This is a genomic window from Patescibacteria group bacterium (assembly GCA_041664365.1).
Lineage (GTDB): Bacteria > Patescibacteriota > Patescibacteriia > UM-FILTER-42-10 > UM-FILTER-42-10 > JAHJEX01.
Genome location: JBAYKW010000006.1, coordinates 70,049 through 88,016, shown reverse-complemented (window position 1 = coordinate 88,016; position 17,968 = coordinate 70,049). Strand labels below are relative to the sequence as shown.

The following is a 17,968-nucleotide window of genomic DNA, read 5'->3' as shown; positions in this document are numbered from 1 at the left end:
TTGATGTATTTCTCGGTGGCAATTGGCGCAAACAAGAACACATTTATCAAGTTCTTTCTTCACTTTGTCCCAGCTTCTTGTGTATCCTTTGGCCGAAATGCCAAATTCTTTTGCTTGGAACAAGTGATGGAACTCTAGCGCCTGTTTGCACCGATTATATCCACAAATGGTACATCGCTCGCCTTTAAATGAAATTGCCAGATTTCTTAGTTTTTTTCTTCTAAGAGAAACGGCTTTTTTCAAATATTCAGCACGATCAGCATATTTTCTCTTTTCCGGCATGGTAATTGCCTATTATTTTTTAGAAAAGAGGCGCCACAGCCGGTTGCTCTACCATTGAGCTATCCAGGAATGATGTATATTGCTCTATTTTTGAGCTACCTGTCCGCCGGAGCTTTAGCGAAGGCGGATCCAGGAACGATATTTTACTGTCAAAACACTTTACCAGCCGATAGAATCGGCTTGCTTATTTATATTCTAATTACAGATTTTTGTAAAGCTTTAGTAATCCCGCAGTTTCTTCATGCCTTCATGACCCTGAATTTTTTCCAGCGCCTTTGCTTCAATCTGCCTAATTCTCTCACGAGTAACGCCGAATTCCTGACCGACTTCTTCCAAAGTATGTGCTACGCCATCAATCAAACCAAAACGCATTTCCAAAATCTTCTGCTCTCTGGCCGGCAATTCCCGGATAATCGCTTTGACATGATCTTTCAAAAGCTGCAAAGACGCGGAACGGTCCGGTGTCATTGTTTTTACATCCTCAATAAAGTCACCCAAACTGGAATCTTCGTCATCTTCACCGACGGATGTTTCCAAAGAAACGGTATCTTGGGATATTTTGATAATGTGATTTATCTTTTCAACTGTCTCGTCCATTTCCGCGGCGATTTCTTCCGGCAGTGGTTCTCTGCCTAAACTCTGGATTAATTGACGTTCTATCTGTTGGAATTTATTGATCGTTTCCACCATGTGCACCGGGATTCTGATGGTGCGGGACTGGTCAGCCAGAGAACGGGTAATCGCCTGCCTGATCCACCAGGTGGCATATGTGGAAAATTTAAAACCTTTGCGATAGTCAAATTTTTCTACCGCACGAAATAATCCAACGTTACCTTCTTGAATCAAATCAAGTAAGGACAAACTACGGCCGGTGAATTTTTTTGCAATGCTAACGACCAGACGGAGATTTGCTTCAATCAATTTTTTCTTCGCTTCTTCGTCATTTCTCTCTTTAAGTTTCGCCAGCTTCACTTCTTCCTCACCGGTCAACAATGGAACATTGCCGATTTCTCTGAGATACATCTGGACCGAATCATTCGCGATATCACCCAGATCAAACTTCCTCTTTTCTTCCAAAGATTTTACTTTTTTATCCAATATCCAGGAATCGGTATCAGTGTCCAGAATTCCCTGCTTTGTTTCTACAACTTGAATTCCCTGATCCTCGAACTTGTTTAAAATTTCTTCATATTCACTTAAATACTCCTCCAAATCCGGCAGTGTATATAAAATTTCCGTTTCAGTAACAAAACCCCTTGATCTTCCTTTTTCGATCAGGCGTTCAATAACCTTCGGGTCTATCGGCTGTGATGCCGCCTTTGGTTTATGTTTTACCGCTTTCTTAACTACGGTTTTTTTTGCTGTTTTTTTCCCTGTTGCTTTCTTTTTCAAATGCAACTTCTTAACAGCATGTTTTACCGGCTTGCCGGCTTTCTTTTTCTTTTTTGAAACTGAAACTACTTTTTTTTTGGCGCTCTTTGTTGTTTTAGGCATAGATTAACACCCTGCCTACAAAACCGCCCTCATTAATCCCGGGGCGTATTCTTTGGCAGTTAGTGGTTATTCCAAATTACGTAATTGATTTGTAAGTTGATTGAAATTTTCTGTAAGTTGGTCAAGCTCATTCTGATTTTGACCACTTGAATCATCTTGCTCTAAGTTTTTAATATTATGTTCAATATTTATTAACTGAGCAAGGATATTGTTCTTTTTTAGCATATTTACTCTTTCAGCAATGTACAATTTTGCCTGATCATCACTTAGTTCGTGAAACTGCTCGCCACCAAGGAGAAAGAGTACGTCCAAATAGGCAGAAAGGTTGCTCTCATTCTGCTTTTCCGTCTCAATGTTTTTCTGGAATTCAGATACGTTAAAATGTTCTTTTTTAGTATAATAGACAACTATGTTTTTGTAAAGTTCCCTCTGCTTATCTCCCGTAAAGTATTCCGGCAATAATTTATCAATAGTAACAGCCATAGAACCCGGGAATTGGATCAATAAACTCAATAATTCCTCTCCAATTCTGTAAAAACGGTCAGCCACCTTAACTTTTTGTTCCGGTTTTGCTCCACTTGTTACTTTTTTGCTCCTTACCGCATTGGCAGGAAGTCGGTCTCTCAGGATGCTTTCATCCACATCCAGTTTCTTACTCAACTCTTTTAGCCAATGCGCTTGCTCAATTGTATCGCCTATTTTGGCAATTACCGGCAACAATATTCCGGCAGCCTTCTTTTTATCCTGAACATCAGCACTGTTATATTTCTGGAATGTGACATCAAAATAGTAGTTTAAATATGGTTTGGCATTCTTAACCGCCATAATAAATCCATCTTTATTATTCCTGATACATTCATCGGGGTCTTTGCCGGACGGCAATTCCACTACTTTCACGTTCATTTCATTTGACAGCGCAATTTCAATTCCCCGTTTCGCCGCTTCTGCTCCGGCCGCATCATGATCAAAAGACATCACTAGATTTTCGGTAAATCGCTTTAAAAGTAAAACTTGTCCTTCAGTCAGCGCTGTACCGGAAGAAGCAACAACATTCGTGATATCCGCCTGATAAGCGGAAATGCAATCTGTATATCCTTCAACAATGATTGCCTCGCCCATTTTACGGATTGCGGTTTTAGATTTATCCAGTCCATACAATACATGGCTTTTATCATAGATTAATGTTTGAGGACTGTTAATGTATTTTGCACCTTCTTCTTTCTGCTCCAGTACTCTTCCGCCAAAACCGACCGTATTGCCATGGACATCATAGATCGGGAACATCAGTCGCCCACGAAACCGGTCATAGTAGCCGACTCCTTTATCTTTTTTTACCGTCAGCCCGGCCAGAAATATTTCTTCCTCTGAATAACCTTTCTTTTTCAAAAATATACTCAAAGCATCCCAAGAATCAGGCGAGTATCCTATTTTAAACCGGTCAACCGCATCCTGGTCAATCGATCTTTGTTTGAGATAGTTACGGGCGAATTCCGCCTGTGAAGATTCTAATAATACTTTATTAAAATAACTGGCTGTCATTTTGCAGATATCGAGCAGGCGCGTTTTCTTATTTTGCAGCTGGGGGTCCTGCCTCGTTATTTCTACTCCTGCGCGCTTTGCCAGAATACGCAGTGCTTCCGGGAATTCTATCCCCTCAATTTTTTGGATAAAACCAAAAATATCACCGCCCTCACCACATCCGAAACAATGCCAGATCTGTTTTTCCGGCGATACCATAAAAGACGGCGTTTTCTCACCATGAAAAGGGCAGACCGCCTTCAGATTGGAACCCGCTTTTTTTAGCTGGATGTATTCCTGGATAACCTCTTTGATATCCAGCCGTGTTTTAATCTCTTCTATGGTGTTGTCAGTCATATTTTAGAAATGATTCTCGATAATAAATGCTAATTCCGGATGTACTTTTTCTCCGGCAGTAATCATCTGTTTAATCTTATCAATGCTGAAAAATTCAATTCTTTCCACTTCCTCATTTCTCATTACCAGCGGTTCATTATACACGGCTTTAAATATGGATAAAAACTTTTTCAACGTTTCCTTATGAAAATAGATATCCTGATACATAAATTCAATTTCCGTATCGATACCGCACTCCTCTTTCAATTCGCGCCTGGCAGCCGTTTCGTAACTTTCGCCTGACTTTACGTGACCGCCAGCCGAAGTACACCAGTGTGACGGGCAATAATACACATCCTTTCCCCGTAACTGCAGAGCCATTTCTCCGGCGCCATTAAATACCAATACATGAACAATTCTATGACTCAATGATTTTTTATAGATATCTTCTTTACTGGCCTTCCCGATAACTTCGTCTTTTTCATTGACTACATCGAGATATTCCATGGCGCGCAATATTTAAGAATAATTATTACAAATTAATTGTTCTGCGATTTTTTGGCAAAACCATCTTCTTCTTCGGTTTCGGTAGCTCCCCCCATTTTATATTTTTTTATAAAACCATTCTCATCTCCGTATTCTAAAAAATCTTTATGATGTTCCGGCTCAACATACCCTTCGGTCTTAGCATGTTTAATGCCACACCAATATTTTTCCGTTTCCGCCGCGATCACGGCCGTATAGCGCAATAAACCGTTGGCATACCCGCAATAAACACAATTCAACTTGTCTAATGTTTCTAAATAATCCAGCTTGTGTCTGTCAATTTTTATATACTTTGATCGGTCAACAAGCGGAATGTTATAAATCGGAAAACAGATTCTGTGGTATAACTCCATAAAAAAATCTAGGATCAATAAAGGAACTACAATCCCCCATATAAAAGGAACGGTTACTGTATGCATTAGCGATCTTTCAGGATGGTTCTTGTTTTCCATTGAAATTTTTATTAATGGCGGAGAGGGCGAGATTTCCCGCCAGAGGCGGGTCCGCCTTCGGCGGAGAACTTAAGAGATGTTGGCGGAGAGGGAGGGATTTGAACCCTCGAGACCGGTGAAGGTCTACTTGCTTTCCAAGCAAGCGCACTAGGCCACTATGCGACCTCTCCGTAATGTTTTACTTTGATTTTGATTTGTTAAACTACCTTTTGCCATCTTGGCAAGACAAGCGCACTAGCCACGGCGCCTGTCCTGCACCTGAAGCGAAAGCGAAATGGTGTGGGACGACTCTTCCTTAAAGTAGAACTATTATACTTACTTTAGCATAAAAATCAATAGAAAGAAAAATGCCCCTAAGCCTTAGCTTTCGGGGCGGACCAATCTATGGAGAAAAGAGCGGCGCGGAATGCGCTATTTGCAGAAATACTTGCGTTCGCCGACCGAGATCGGCACATCCCTCGCGATGAGGGTGGTTCCGCCCGGCTGGACCAGTCGGCGACGAGCACCGATCGTGATCGGCGACTGGCCGCAATTCACGATGCGGATCCGCCCGCCTTCCTTGCACGCGTTGAATCCAACTGCGTTGTGGTCGGGACACAGGATGTCTTCCCTAGTATCCCGGCGTTGGAAGATCTGAGCAGCAGAGACTTTCCTCGGCATATCACCCTCCAGGGTGCTGATGTTTATGAAGTACATGCGAACTGTTGAGCTCAGTGCTCAGGTGCGGGCGCGGGACTCCCTCTGCTTGGCGGCGCGACTCATGGCACCTTCATGCTCGCAGCCGCGACAGTTGTCGGGATGGTTTTCCTGGAAGTTTCGGCACTTCCTACCACCCTTCTTGCCGTCGCAGGGGCACTGCCTTCCGCTCAACAACAAATGTGCTGCCTTCTTCTTGGTCTTGGCCATGACTGGCTCCTTCGTGTTTGGATGATCAGTTGGTTGATCAGACACGAGATCTGCGCCAGTCAGATTGAGGCGGATCGGGACATACCCACTCCCTTCAGCTAAAGTGAAGGTTCGGAGGATAAAATTAACATACCAAGACAGGATTCATAAGTCAATACACTAGTAATTCTTCAAAATAAATAAAATAGACCCTTGAATCGGGCCGTTTTGAATTTTGGGGGGCTTGACAAAATCACCGTTTTTGTTACCCTTAGCCAAATCCTTAAGGTTATTTCGACCTAGGATTGTTATTTATTTGCTCATTTCATTTAAACGGAGAGGGTTTGCCGAACGATATGGCAGAGATAGAATTTACGGAATGTTCACGCTAACCAAACTGAGGAGGCTTTATGCCCCAGACGATGAGGGAAGAGATTCTGGCGATGAACGAGCGCATGTCCGCGCTGTTCATCGAAACCACCCCACAGCGCCGAGAATACCGTCGGCAACACCCCACGGAATTCTACAAAACGCTGTGCATGGACGGGCGTGTGAACCTGCGTCGGTGTTGCAAAATACCATTCGGGTTGACCACTCCGTACCGTAATATCGGCGGGCGCTTCTCGGCTGGTTGGCCGAAATTCCGCGACAGTCTGCTGGAGGGGTATGAATATGCCCATTCCATGCACGTCCTAGCTTGCCTGTTGGAAACCTACCACTTCTCGGAATCGGGCAAAGATCTCGGATGTGCCGGCTTCGGTCACAATTTGGAAGACGCCATGGAGTACCTGGAAGGTTTTCTGAATGAGATCAAGCGAGCATTCCCCAAGATGATCTGGCCGTTTCTGCTCGGAATCGAGACAGACAGCGACGCGCTCATCCTCCACTTGGAGGATGGGAGTAAGATCGACATGCGCCAGGTTACCAACCCGACCCAGAGCTACTTCGAGAGGATTCTCACACAACGCTGCCGGAGCTACCCCGACCAGATACTCATGGATATCATTCCCTTTCTCATGGGAAACATAGAACACCAGGAGGATCTGAAAAGGCAGGGCGGGCGGCCGACCAAAGCAAAACGCCACAACGAAAGGTGCCTCGGATTAGGCCAGGGCTTCGACTGGAACGACAAGGACAACTTCATGCTCATCCTCGGACCGTGCGACCCGGCTCTGGACAAAGCCATTGTCCGCGCTGCCGAGATTATCGAGAACAATCTCCGTGGCGAAGACGGGGAAGTCGACGAGGAAGAACGCAGCAAGGGAGGTATCTTGCTCGTTTCCACACCTTTCCGCGGCAGGAAACTGTGGCAACGTCCCAGCGCAGTCGAACAATCTCGCTATTTGACACGCCTGGCATTGGATTCTATCCAGAATAATCTGCCTTCCATGGCTGGCTACTTCGTGCCGTTGGTCGGCGTTCTGGACCAGGACACCCGCCGTTTCGAGGAAATAAAATAACCGCGCCATCAAAAGCGCATCGCTCTTTCGCCAATGTACACGCCTCTTGTGTACATTTTTTTTATTTACCAAAAAGACCGCCCAACTCGGACGGCCCTTTTACTGTAATTATTTCCTCTTTTTGGTTTTTTTATTGACTGACTTTCTTTTGACGGTTTTTTTTGTTGTCTTTTTTCCGCGTTTCATTTTGCTCTCCAGTTTTTGTATATCCACTGTCATCTTCATCACCGTGTCCGGATTCAAGCTGATCGCATCAATTCCCTCTTCCACCAAGAAGTGGGCAAAGTCCGGGAAATCAGACGGCGCCTGTCCGCAGATTCCAAGCTTTATTTTCTTTTTCTTTGCAATACGGATTATTTCCCTAATTAACTTCTTAACCGCTTCGTTATTTTCATTGGCAACATGGTTCACAATAGATGAATCACGATCGAGGCCTAACGTCAGCTGGGTTAAGTCGTTCGAACCGATGCTGAACCCGTCAAAGATGTCGGCAAACTGTTCGCCCAAAAGTACATTGGCGGGGATTTCAACCATTACAAATACTTCCAATCCGTCCTTACCCTGTACCAAACCGTTTTCTTTCATAACTTGAATTACTTTTTTACCCTCTTCAACAGTTCGGCAGAATGGTACCATTACTTTGATATTTTTCAGTCCCATTTCTTCCCTTACTTTGTGAATTGCCTGGCATTCCAGATCAAAAGCCTTGCGGTATTTTGGATCATAGTAACGGGACGCCCCGCGCCAGCCGAGCATCGGGTTCTGTTCGTGCGGCTCGTACGCCTTACCTCCGATCAGATTAGCATATTCGTTGGTTTTGAAATCGGAAAGCCGGACAATTACTTCTTTCGGGTAAAAACCGGCGCCAATCATACCGATACCGGAAGCCAGTCTTTCCACGAAGTATTCCTTCTTACTCGCATAACCTTTGGTCAGTTCGGCAATTTCCTTTTTCGCTTCCTGGTCTTTAAGCTTCGCAAAGTTCAGTAAAGCCAGCGGATGAATTTTGATATATGAAGTGAAGATAAATTCTTCACGCGCGAGACCTACTCCGTCGTTTGGAATTTGTGACGCAGCAAACGCTTCTTCCGGTGTGCCGAATATCATCTGGATTTTTGTCTTCGGCCTCTTTTGTTTACCGATTTTTGTAGTTTTAACACTGAACGGCAAAATACCGGCGTACACATTACCAACTGCGCCTTCCGCGCAACTGACCGTAACCGGCCGTCCGGATTTTATCTTGCTGGTAGCATCGTTGGTGCCGACAATCGCCGGTACACCCAGTTCGCGGGAGACGATCGCCGCATGTGAAGTTCTACCACCCAGTTCTGTAACAATAGCCGATGCAATTTTCATAATCGGTTCCCAGTCCGGATCAGTCATTTTGGTAACCAGTACTTGGCCTTTTTTGAAATTGGCCATCTGTTTCACATTTTTGATGACATTTGCTTTGCCGGTGCCGATTTTCGCTCCTACCGCCTGGCCGGATGTTAATACCTTACCGGTACGGGAAATCAGATATTCCTCCAGCACTTTTACGTTTTTCTGCGACATGACTGTTTCCGGTCTGGCCTGCACAATAAACAACTCGCCGGTTGTACCGTCTTTTGCCCATTCCATATCCATTGGTTTAAAATGTTTCGCTTCTTTGGAATAATGGTCTTCAATAATTACTGCCCACTTAGCCAGTTGCAAAATTTCTTTATCCTTTAAAACATATGTGCTTTGTTCATCACCAGTTGTAGAAATATTCTTCGTTCCACCGCCGACTTTGTTATCATAAACCATCCTCAATTTCTTTGTTCCGATTCTACGGGAAATAATGGCATTATATCCTTCTGCCAGCTTCGGTTTGAATACATAGAAAGTATCAGGATTTACCGCTCCCTGTACCACGTTTTCACCCAGCCCCCAAGCCCCTTCAATAATCACCGCATCTTTGAACCCGCTTTCGGTATCAATAGAAAACATTACGCCGGAACAAGCCTTGTCGGACCGCACCATTTTCTGTACGGCAACGGAAAGACCGATTTTAAAATGCCCAAAACCTTTATCTTCGCGGTAGGAAATAGCACGGTCATTGAATAATGAGGCAAAACACTTTCGGCAAGCCTCAAGTAATGCAGTTTCACCACGGACATTCAAATACGTTTCCTGTTGACCGGCAAAAGAGGCGTCCGGCAGATCTTCCGCAGTGGCAGACGATCGAACAGCTACATCAACATTTTTTCCGTATTCTTTTTCCATTTTCCGGTAGTTTTCCCGGATGGTCATTTCCAAATCCAAAGGCATCTCACCAGAAAGAATTGCTTCCCGCACTTTTTTACCGCGGGCTTTCAGATTTTCCAGACTATGTGTGTTCAGATCTTTGAGAATTTCACGGATTCGCACCATGATTTTCCCCTCTTTGATAAAATGAAAATAAGCCGGGGCGGTAATAGCAAAACCATTTGGAATTTTTACACCCTTTCTGACCAGTTTCTGGTACATCTCTCCCAGTGAAGCGTTCTTCCCGCCCACCAATGGAACATCTTTGATCCCTAAATCTTTAAACCATATTATATACGGCTTTGTTTTTTTGCTTGGCATAATCGATAAATAATTTATTAATAAGGGTAAATAGCCTTCTAATGAAGACTATTTAGCTCTACCAATAATTTACAAATTAAATTTTTTGGCAAATTTTCCAATCACAGGCATCTCCCAATATTCTCCAGAGATTGCTTTGATGAATCCGATAATTGATAATGCCAGTATTAATACTCCAAATAACCAGCCGATGACAGGGATCCAGAATACTAACCAGCCGACGATGTCGATGATAAACAGTACTAATCCTTGTTTGCCATGGAATTGGGCAAATTTACTGTCTTTTTTCAACAGCAATGGAATAAGGCATAGAATCCAAATATACCCGATTGCCGCAATCAGTTTATTTTCCTCTATATCTTTTGAATCAACTTGATTTTCTTTTTTCTCTTCCATTTATTCACCCCCTTTCTTGGTAGAAGATATTTCCTTTTTATTTTTTTTAAACTTTTTTAATGCAATATATGCGAAAGCAACCCCGATAAACCCCCCTACGATAAATGTTAAAAACGGTTCGCTGATAATATTGAAAAACAAATAAAATTTTCTAAAGTATATAAATTTGAACACAGCGATGAAAAATCCCATAAACAAACCGGAAATCCCGCACGCGATGAATGCATCAGTTATTTTTCCCTGTTTCTTTTTAACGATAATATATGCAATGTAAATGAAAGCTACTATATCGAAAACCCACATTATATCAAACGACTTTCTGATCAGGAAATAAACAATATTTACGACAACAGTGAGAACAACCGGGTATTTAATAATGTCAAAATAATACTCTAATTTTTTATCACCAAAAGAAACTTTATTTAACGATAGATCCTCCCCAGAATCTGAATTGGTTTTTTGTTCCGACTTATTTAATGTGTTTTTTTCAAACATAATTCCTTCTAATAGCTTGTGTATTATACCTTATTTTTCACACTTTGGCAAAATCAAAAGTAGGTGAGAATAAATTCTCACCTACCCGATTTCATTTACTTATAATTACTACATACCCATGCCCGGCATTCCCATTCCACCGCCCGGCATTCCGCCAGGACCATCTTCATTTTTGCTTGGGATGTCTGTCACTACCGCCTCGGTAGTGAGGATTAATGACGCGATTGAAGCGGCATTCTGCAAAGCAGTTCTTGTTACTTTAGTCGGGTCGATAATGCCAGCTTTAACCAGGTCTTCATACTGATTTGTCAAAGCATTATAACCTTCGTTCTGTTTCAATTTCTTGATCTCTTCCACGACCACTGATCCTTCTTTTCCGGCATTTTCCGCAATCTGCCTGGCTGGTGCTTCCAAAGCGCGTCTCAAAATATCGACACCGACTTTTTCATCACCTTCCGCCTGTATACTATCCAGCGCTACACTGGCACGCAGCAGGGCCACACCACCACCCATAACAATCCCTTCTTCAATTGCGGCGCGGGTAGCAGCCAGCGCATCCTCAATCCGATGTTTCTTTTCCTGCATTTCGGTCTCGGTTGCGGCACCAACTTTTACCACAGCCACTCCGCCGGACAATTTTGCCAGTCTTTCCTGCAGTTTTTCTTTGTCAAAATCAGAATCAGAGTCTTTGATTTCTTTCTTAATCCGGACAATTCTTTCTTGGATTTCTTTATCTTCACCCTTGCCTTCAATAATCGTGGTGTTTTCTTTTACTGCGATTATTTTTCTGGCCTGACCTAAACTTTCTATTTCAGTGCTTTCCACTTTTAACCCGACTTCTTCTGATATAACTCTCCCGCCGGTGACAACCGCGATGTCTTCCAGCATTTCTTTGCGTCGATCGCCGAAACCGGGAGCTTTGATAGCGAGTGTATTGAATGTTCCCCGAATTTTATTGATTACCAGGGTTGCCAGTGCTTCACCTTCAACTTCTTCCGCAATTATCACCAGCTCTTTTTTCCCGGCTTGTGCCAGTTTCTCGAGCAGAGGAACGATTTCATTTACTGCCGAAATCTTCTGATCAGTTATCAGAATATACGGATCTTCATAAACCGCCTCTAAACGTTCCGGATTGGTTATCATATATGGAGAGACGTAACCCTTATCAAACTGCATTCCTTCAACAACTTCCTTGGTAATACCGAAAGATTGTGATTCCTCAACGGTAATCACACCTTCATTACCCACCATATCCATCGCTTCCGCAATAACTTTGCCGATTTCCGGATCGTTGGCCGAAATAGATGCAACCTGTTCTTTTTCCTCTTTATTGGAAATTGCTTTGGAGATTTTTTTCAGCTCTTCCATGACGGCGGTAACACCTCGGTCGATCCCTTTTTTTACAATCATCGGGTTTGCTCCGGCCGCGACATTTCTAATTCCCTCATTCACCATGCTCTGCGCCAGAATAGTCGCCGTAGTTGTACCGTCACCGGCCACATCATTGGTTTTGGTCGCAACTTCTTTGACCAATTCCGCGCCGATATTTTCAAACTTGTCTTCCAGTTCAATATCTTTGGCGACGGTTACTCCGTCTTTGGTAATAACCGGAGATCCGTAACCTTTATCCAATACTACATTCCTTCCTTTGGGTCCTAGTGTAACTTTTACCGCGTCGGCAAGTTTATTAACTCCGTCGCGCAGTGATTCCCGCGCCTGTTCATTAAAGTATACTTGTTTTGCCATAATGTTTATTAACTATTAATAATTATTACTCTGTAAAGATTGCAAATACGTCGCTTTTATCTTCTTCTTTAGCAACAGATAAAATCTTATACTCATCATCACCTTCTTTGAATTCTTCGCCGGAATATTTTCCAAAGATAACTTTGTCACCTTCTTTTAACCCCAGTTCTTTAATCCTGTCTCCGTCTCCTAAGGCGATGATTACTCCTTCGGACTTTTGTTCTTTTTCGGCGGTGTCAGGAAGAATAATACCGGATGCGGTGACTTCTTCTTCCTTTATCGGTTTTACGATAATACGGTCGCCTAGTGGCTTTAACTTCATATTTGTTCCTAATTAATGATTATTTTTAGACTTTTTAGCACTCTTTATAGAAGAGTGCTAATTACTCGTACATATAACTTTATAAAAATCACGGATAGTTGTCAACCCCGTAAGATATAACCACTTTATTCGTGGTTAAACAAACTAAACAAATGCATTATTTTAGTAAAAATCGATATTATTCCCGGCCTTCTTCTACCGCTTTCTGCCACAATCCCAGCATCAGCCAAAACAGCATTATCCCGACAGAAAGGGTCCAAAAATAATGGTCAAACAAGAACAATACAAGCATAACAGCAAAAATGCATGAATAAGTCACAACCCGGGGATGAATAATATGTTGATTGACTGCCAGCCAACTGCTTCTGATCACCTGAATAATCAAAGCCAAAAAGATTATCAACCCGAACAAACCCAGCTCCACGAAGACAAGCATGTACACATTGTGCACCGGCTGGTATTCCTTCCCGGAAAGGCCGGAATCAATTGCATCTTTTACCGCCAGTGTATAACTGTTGATACCTACTCCATGCAACCAGTTTTCTTCCAATAATTCCGTTGCCTGCTGGAAATAAGTAGCGCGGTCATTAAACGATTTTTGCTCCAGGCGGGACGATGACACAATGCGCGTAGATACTGTTTCCGGATAGATTAATAGAAACATCAAAAACACCACAACAATAATGCCGACCACTTTTGCAATTTCTATTCTCCACTTTTTTGACTTGCGCAGGGATACAACCAGAAAAAAAATCAGTGCAAGCAACAAGGCAAGCCATCCGGCCCGTGAGAATGATACAAACAGGCCGGCGATCAGTATCGCAATCAATCCGGGTACCAGTTTATAAAAATTTCCTTTTTTCTCAAGATAGATCCCCAAAAGAATGATGAATCCGATCACCAAAAATCCGGCCAGAATATTCGGATGAGAAAACGATCCATAGGCCCGCATAAAACGATTGGTTGCCGTTTCTACCACACTGGTTCCTGACACAAATGATTCATGCAGAGTCATACCTAACCATTTGGAACTGATTGTTTTTTGAAATGAGAACTGTAAAACTCCAATCACACTTTGTAAAACTGCCGATGAAGCAAAGGCAATACCGGCTTTACTCAAACTGAATTTGCTGGTTGAGATCAGCCAATAGAGCAGTACTCCTTCAGCGATTTTTACCACTCCATACATAGAAACATACGCATCGCGTGCCCAGTAAATCGACAAGAATGACAAAACCAACATGCCAAGGGCAAAAGACCAGACACTGAACTTGTTGGTCTGTAGTATTTTTTGCTTTTCTCTATCACCGGCGGTTATTAGGCGGAAAATAACCAGGATAATCAGCAGGATATCAATTGCGTATAAACTCACCGTGCCGTATTCCCAATAATCTCTGTTCAAAACACCTTCCTCGATTATGAAACGCGTCTGCCAGGGAAGTAAAAAAATCCACAAATAGATCCCCCATTCCAGAATTTTTGTAATTTTCTGTCTCATCGTTTTTAATTTAACTCACTATCAAGCTTACTGATAAATCTTTCCGCGTACTGTTTCCGACGGTCATTTTCATGGAATTTCAATATATTGTCTTTAATAATCACGGCAGTGCTATTTTCCCACAGCTTGCTCGATTTATTCCTGATCATTTTACTTTTTTGAATTTTTTTCAGGAATTTTTCTACAATATCACCGAACGATCCGCCCAGCATCGACTCCTGCATCCGCTTGACTGCGAGCGACCACTTTGTATCTTTAACACTCCTGCGCAGAACCGGTTTGTTGATTATCAAATTGGGCAGAAATTCCTTAATCCATTCATTTGCTTCAACCAAATCATTAAAACTATTCTGATGATCATAAATCGGAACCAACTGCCCATACCAATAAATAAAATACGGGTCTAAAGGCTTGATCATTAACTGCTCCAAATCCAAATGCTCATCCGTGATGTAAAAACTTAAACATACCCGGTTGCTGATTGTGCGATGATGCCTTCTCATCCTCATCAAATGAGTTACTACGGAAACAAAAAAACGGGTCTGCCATAGGCGGTTCCGTTTCAGAATTACAAATACGTCGATATCGCTAAGTAAGCTTGCGTTACTGTATGCCAGATTATTGCAGACGGCGATCATATTTACAAAAGGAATATAACGCAATACTTTCGCCACCCGCACCGCCCTTTTCATCTTTCCTTCCGCCATTCGGTATCTCTGTTTTCTGATTTCCACGATGCTTTCTCTTCCTTTTAGAAAGTAAAATCCTTTTCTGGATTCAATTTTTTTCGAGATGACCGGACTTTGCTCTATTACTCCCAGAATATCCGCCAAACCATATTTTTTGCCACCGCCTTCGGTAAATAACCACTTCTCTATTTCCATCAGTGTCAGCGGATAATCAAAGGAGTCAAAGTAACAAAAAGTTGCAATAATCGCCTTTTCCAGTTCTGTGTAGTTGTTTTGCTGCATATGTTGATTATAGCCCGACGGTTACTAAAACTCAATCAAAAAGCCCGCTTCATATGAATGGACATATTATTGAGGCGGGCCTTGATATGATTTATTTCAATTCCTGTTTCAGGTACAGTCCGGTATATGATGCTTTTACCTTTGATACATCCATAGGCGTTCCGACGGCAATCACTTCACCACCCCTGTCTCCGCCTTCCGGACCGAGGTCAATTATCCAGTCCGTAGATTTGATCACATCCACATTATGTTCAATAATCAGTACCGTATTGCCTTTATCTACCAGCTGATTCAAAACGCTGAGTAACAGTTTTACGTCTTCAAAATGCAGGCCAGTTGTCGGTTCATCCAGAATATAAAGAGTTTTGCCGGTCGATCGGCGTGAAAGTTCAGTAGCAAGTTTGACGCGCTGTGCCTCACCGCCGGAAAGTGTCGTGGCATTCTGACCAAGCTTCATGTATCCCAGTCCGACGTCTTCCAGAGTCTGAATTTTTTGTTTGATCGCCGGTATGTTATTGAAAAACTTTGAAGACTCCTCCACCGTCATCCCAAGAATGTCCGCAATATTTTTACCTTTATAATGAATCTCCAATGCTTGTTGGTTATACCTTTTGCCGTGGCACTCCTCGCATTCAACAAATACGTCCGGCAGAAAATGCATTTCAATTCTTTTTACGCCGTCGCCCTGACATGCTTCGCAGCGGCCACCCTTAACATTAAAACTGAACCTGCCGGCTTTGTAACCTCTGATCTTTGCTTCAGCAGTCTTGGTAAACAAGTCACGGATATAAGTAAAGACTCCGGTGTATGTTGCAGGATTAGATCTCGGCGTTCGTCCGATTGGTGACTGGTCAATATTAATCATTTTATCCAGATTTTCAATTCCTTTGATCTCTTCGTGTTTGCCTGGTAGATCCTTTGACTGGTAAAAATAGTGTGAAAGAGATTTCGCCAGAATTTCCGTCATCAGAGTGGATTTGCCCGATCCAGAAACACCGGTAATGGAAACAAATTTTCCGAGCGGAATAGAAACATTAATATTCTTTAGGTTAAATTCACTGGCACCAATAATCTCCAGACTCTTACCGTTGCCTTTTCTGTATTTCTTAGGAGAAGGAATTTCTTTTGCTCCAGACAAATATTGTCCGGTCAACGACTTTTTGCATTTTGCGACAAATTCCGCCGTTCCCTGTGCGACTACTTCTCCGCCGTGCTCGCCCGCTCCCGGTCCGATATCAATAACATTGTCAGCGGCCATGATCGTGTCTTTATCGTGCTCTACAACCAAAACCGTATTACCCAGATCACGCAGTTCTTTGAGTGTTTCAATCAAACGATTATTATCACGCTGATGCAATCCGATGGACGGCTCATCCAATATATAAACCACACCGACCAGTGAAGATCCGATTTGCGTAGCCAGCCGGATGCGCTGAGCTTCTCCGCCGGAAAGCGAAGATGCCGAACGGTCCAGTGTCAAATAGTCTAATCCGACATTCTGTAAGAATTGAATTCTGGCCCTGACCTCCTTCAAAATCTGTTTGGCAATTTTCTGCTGTCTTTCGGTAAGCGCTTCCGGATCATTGGCTTTGCCTTTAGTACTGAGTTTTTTGAAAAATTCACTCGCCTGGTCAATTGTCATTTCCACTATCTGGGCAATCGACTTTCCGCTGACTATAACAGACAGTGCTTCCAACTTCAACCGCCTGCCATTGCAGACCGGGCATTTGTGAATACGCATGTATCTTTCTATCTCGGAGCGCATGTAATCCGATTCCGTTTCTTTGTACCTCCGCTCCAGATTCGGAATCACACCTTCATAGGTTGTCCAAAATTCTTTCACCTTACCGGTGCCATAGTCATTATTCACATCATAACCCTTATTGCCGGTACCGTATAAAACAATATCCATATGCTCTTTTTTCATGTCTTTGACCGGAACATTGATGGAAAAATTATTTTCATGGGCAACGGCTTCCAGAATTCTGTGCATCCAGGTCTGACTGGAGGACGTTCTGCTCCAGGGCCGGATAGCACCCTCGGCGATTGATAGTTTTTTATTGGGGATGATCAGATTTTGGTCCACATCCAGTTTGGTTCCGAGTCCGGTACAGGCCGGACACGCGCCATGCGGGCTGTTGAATGAAAAATTGCGCGGTTCAATTTCGGAAAGATTAATACCGCAATTTTCACAGGCGAAATACTGGCTGAAAATCAGATCTTCTTTTTTCTCATCAGCAAATGAAATCAAAAGGACACCGTTACCCAGATCCAAAGCGGTTTCCACCGATTCGGAAATACGGGCCCGGTCTTTTTTTAAGGAAGCGTTCATCTCTAGGCGGTCCACCACCACATCCAGGTTATGTTTTTTTTGTTTATCAATATCCAAATCTTCCGCTTCTTCTATGCTGTAAATCTCTCCGTCCAAACGCACCCGGACATAACCCACCTTCCTGATCTCTTCCAGAGTTTTCTTATGTTCACCCTTTTTATCTTTGATTACCGGCGCCATGATCATGATTTTGGTGTTTGCCGGCAGGTCCAGGACATGTTCAACAATCTGATCAACATTCTGCTTCACTACAAGCCTACCGCACTTTGGACAATGGGGAACGCCGGCACGAGCGTAAAGTAAACGGAGGTAATCATAAATTTCTGTTACCGTTCCGACCGTTGATCTCGGATTGTGTGATGCTGTTTTCTGATCGATGGAAATAGCAGGAGAAAGCCCGGTGATCTGATCCACGTCAGGCTTATCCATTAAACCCAAAAACTGCCTGGCATAGGCGGACAGACTTTCGACATAACGACGTTGTCCTTCAGCATAAATCGTATCAAAGGCCAGAGAAGATTTACCGGAACCAGAAAGCCCCGTTATTACGACCAGCTGATCGCGGGGAATGGTAATATCGATATTCTTCAGATTATTAACGCGCGCGCCTTTTACGACGATTGAATCGGACATACTGGAATATTAT

General features: G+C 43.0%; 15 protein-coding genes and 1 tRNA gene. 1 reads left to right on the top strand and 15 read right to left on the bottom strand.

What is annotated here, in order from left to right; all coding sequences use genetic code 11:
* The 7 genes from WCW66_04780 to WCW66_04750 all read right to left on the bottom strand — a co-directional run.
* The coding region (locus WCW66_04780) for an HNH endonuclease (GenBank protein MFA6392033.1) at positions 1-282 on the bottom strand (282 nt) is incomplete at its 3' end.
* Positions 283-501: 219 nt separating this feature from the next.
* Positions 502-1,776, bottom strand: coding sequence for a sigma-70 family RNA polymerase sigma factor (locus WCW66_04775; protein MFA6392032.1), 1,275 nt, complete (start codon positions 1,774-1,776; stop codon positions 502-504).
* A 66-nt stretch (positions 1,777-1,842) separates the two neighbouring features.
* Positions 1,843-3,651 (bottom strand): DNA primase, encoded by a 1,809-nt coding sequence (dnaG, locus tag WCW66_04770; protein MFA6392031.1) that lies wholly within the window; start codon positions 3,649-3,651, stop codon positions 1,843-1,845.
* A 3-nt stretch (positions 3,652-3,654) separates the two neighbouring features.
* Positions 3,655-4,137, bottom strand: a complete 483-nt coding sequence (locus WCW66_04765) for an NUDIX domain-containing protein (protein ID MFA6392030.1) — start codon at positions 4,135-4,137, stop codon at positions 3,655-3,657.
* 32 nt (positions 4,138-4,169) lie between these two features.
* A complete protein-coding gene (locus WCW66_04760; GenBank protein ID MFA6392029.1) occupies positions 4,170-4,628 on the bottom strand; it encodes a hypothetical protein in 459 nt (152 codons plus the stop codon).
* Between the two features lie 80 nt (positions 4,629-4,708).
* Positions 4,709-4,798, bottom strand: a tRNA-Ser gene (locus WCW66_04755).
* A 241-nt stretch (positions 4,799-5,039) separates the two neighbouring features.
* Positions 5,040-5,324: a hypothetical protein gene (locus WCW66_04750; GenBank protein MFA6392028.1), complete on the bottom strand. Its 285-nt coding sequence runs from the start codon at positions 5,322-5,324 to the stop codon at positions 5,040-5,042.
* Positions 5,325-5,923: 599 nt separating this feature from the next.
* Between WCW66_04750 and WCW66_04745 the strand changes: the two genes are divergently transcribed.
* Entirely contained in the window at positions 5,924-6,973 is a 1,050-nt protein-coding gene (locus WCW66_04745; GenBank protein ID MFA6392027.1) for a hypothetical protein, read from the top strand.
* A 108-nt stretch (positions 6,974-7,081) separates the two neighbouring features.
* Here the strand turns inward: WCW66_04745 and ppsA are convergent, their stop codons facing one another.
* From ppsA to uvrA, 8 genes are all read right to left on the bottom strand, one after another.
* Positions 7,082-9,562 carry a phosphoenolpyruvate synthase gene (gene ppsA, locus WCW66_04740; protein MFA6392026.1) on the bottom strand — a complete coding sequence of 827 codons (2,481 nt, stop codon included), beginning with the start codon at positions 9,560-9,562 and terminating at the stop codon, positions 7,082-7,084.
* Between the two features lie 69 nt (positions 9,563-9,631).
* A complete protein-coding gene (locus WCW66_04735; GenBank protein MFA6392025.1) occupies positions 9,632-9,958 on the bottom strand; it encodes a DUF4870 domain-containing protein in 327 nt (108 codons plus the stop codon).
* Positions 9,959-10,453, bottom strand: coding sequence for a hypothetical protein (locus WCW66_04730; GenBank protein MFA6392024.1), 495 nt, complete (start codon positions 10,451-10,453; stop codon positions 9,959-9,961).
* Positions 10,454-10,561: 108 nt separating this feature from the next.
* A complete protein-coding gene (gene groL, locus WCW66_04725; protein ID MFA6392023.1) occupies positions 10,562-12,199 on the bottom strand; it encodes a chaperonin GroEL in 1,638 nt (545 codons plus the stop codon).
* A gap of 25 nt (positions 12,200-12,224) precedes the next feature.
* The gene (locus WCW66_04720; protein MFA6392022.1) at positions 12,225-12,521 is read right to left on the bottom strand and encodes a co-chaperone GroES; all 297 of its coding nucleotides are present in this window, start codon (positions 12,519-12,521) and stop codon (positions 12,225-12,227) included.
* A 178-nt stretch (positions 12,522-12,699) separates the two neighbouring features.
* Positions 12,700-14,019 (bottom strand): O-antigen ligase family protein, encoded by a 1,320-nt coding sequence (locus WCW66_04715; GenBank protein ID MFA6392021.1) that lies wholly within the window; start codon positions 14,017-14,019, stop codon positions 12,700-12,702.
* 5 nt (positions 14,020-14,024) lie between these two features.
* On the bottom strand, positions 14,025-14,990 hold the full coding sequence (locus WCW66_04710) for a hypothetical protein (GenBank protein MFA6392020.1): 966 nt from the start codon (positions 14,988-14,990) through the stop codon (positions 14,025-14,027).
* Positions 14,991-15,081: 91 nt separating this feature from the next.
* Positions 15,082-17,955 (bottom strand): excinuclease ABC subunit UvrA, encoded by a 2,874-nt coding sequence (gene uvrA / locus WCW66_04705; protein ID MFA6392019.1) that lies wholly within the window; start codon positions 17,953-17,955, stop codon positions 15,082-15,084.
* Positions 17,956-17,968 lie beyond the last annotated feature (13 nt).

Excerpts from the sequence above, each read along its gene's own strand:
- WCW66_04775 (MFA6392032.1), bottom strand. The coding sequence starts at position 1,776 with ATGCCTAAAACAACAAAGAGCGCCAAAAAAAAAGTAGTTTCAGTTTCA.
- dnaG (MFA6392031.1), bottom strand. The coding sequence starts at position 3,651 with ATGACTGACAACACCATAGAAGAGATTAAAACACGGCTGGATATCAAA.
- WCW66_04765 (MFA6392030.1), bottom strand. The coding sequence starts at position 4,137 with ATGGAATATCTCGATGTAGTCAATGAAAAAGACGAAGTTATCGGGAAG.
- WCW66_04760 (MFA6392029.1), bottom strand. The coding sequence starts at position 4,628 with ATGGAAAACAAGAACCATCCTGAAAGATCGCTAATGCATACAGTAACC.
- WCW66_04750 (MFA6392028.1), bottom strand. The coding sequence starts at position 5,324 with ATGTACTTCATAAACATCAGCACCCTGGAGGGTGATATGCCGAGGAAA.
- WCW66_04745 (MFA6392027.1), top strand. The coding sequence starts at position 5,924 with ATGCCCCAGACGATGAGGGAAGAGATTCTGGCGATGAACGAGCGCATG.
- ppsA (MFA6392026.1), bottom strand. The coding sequence starts at position 9,562 with ATGCCAAGCAAAAAAACAAAGCCGTATATAATATGGTTTAAAGATTTA.
- WCW66_04735 (MFA6392025.1), bottom strand. The coding sequence starts at position 9,958 with ATGGAAGAGAAAAAAGAAAATCAAGTTGATTCAAAAGATATAGAGGAA.
- WCW66_04730 (MFA6392024.1), bottom strand. The coding sequence starts at position 10,453 with ATGTTTGAAAAAAACACATTAAATAAGTCGGAACAAAAAACCAATTCA.
- groL (MFA6392023.1), bottom strand. The coding sequence starts at position 12,199 with ATGGCAAAACAAGTATACTTTAATGAACAGGCGCGGGAATCACTGCGC.
- WCW66_04720 (MFA6392022.1), bottom strand. The coding sequence starts at position 12,521 with ATGAAGTTAAAGCCACTAGGCGACCGTATTATCGTAAAACCGATAAAG.
- WCW66_04715 (MFA6392021.1), bottom strand. The coding sequence starts at position 14,019 with ATGAGACAGAAAATTACAAAAATTCTGGAATGGGGGATCTATTTGTGG.
- WCW66_04710 (MFA6392020.1), bottom strand. The coding sequence starts at position 14,990 with ATGCAGCAAAACAACTACACAGAACTGGAAAAGGCGATTATTGCAACT.
- uvrA (MFA6392019.1), bottom strand. The coding sequence starts at position 17,955 with ATGTCCGATTCAATCGTCGTAAAAGGCGCGCGCGTTAATAATCTGAAG.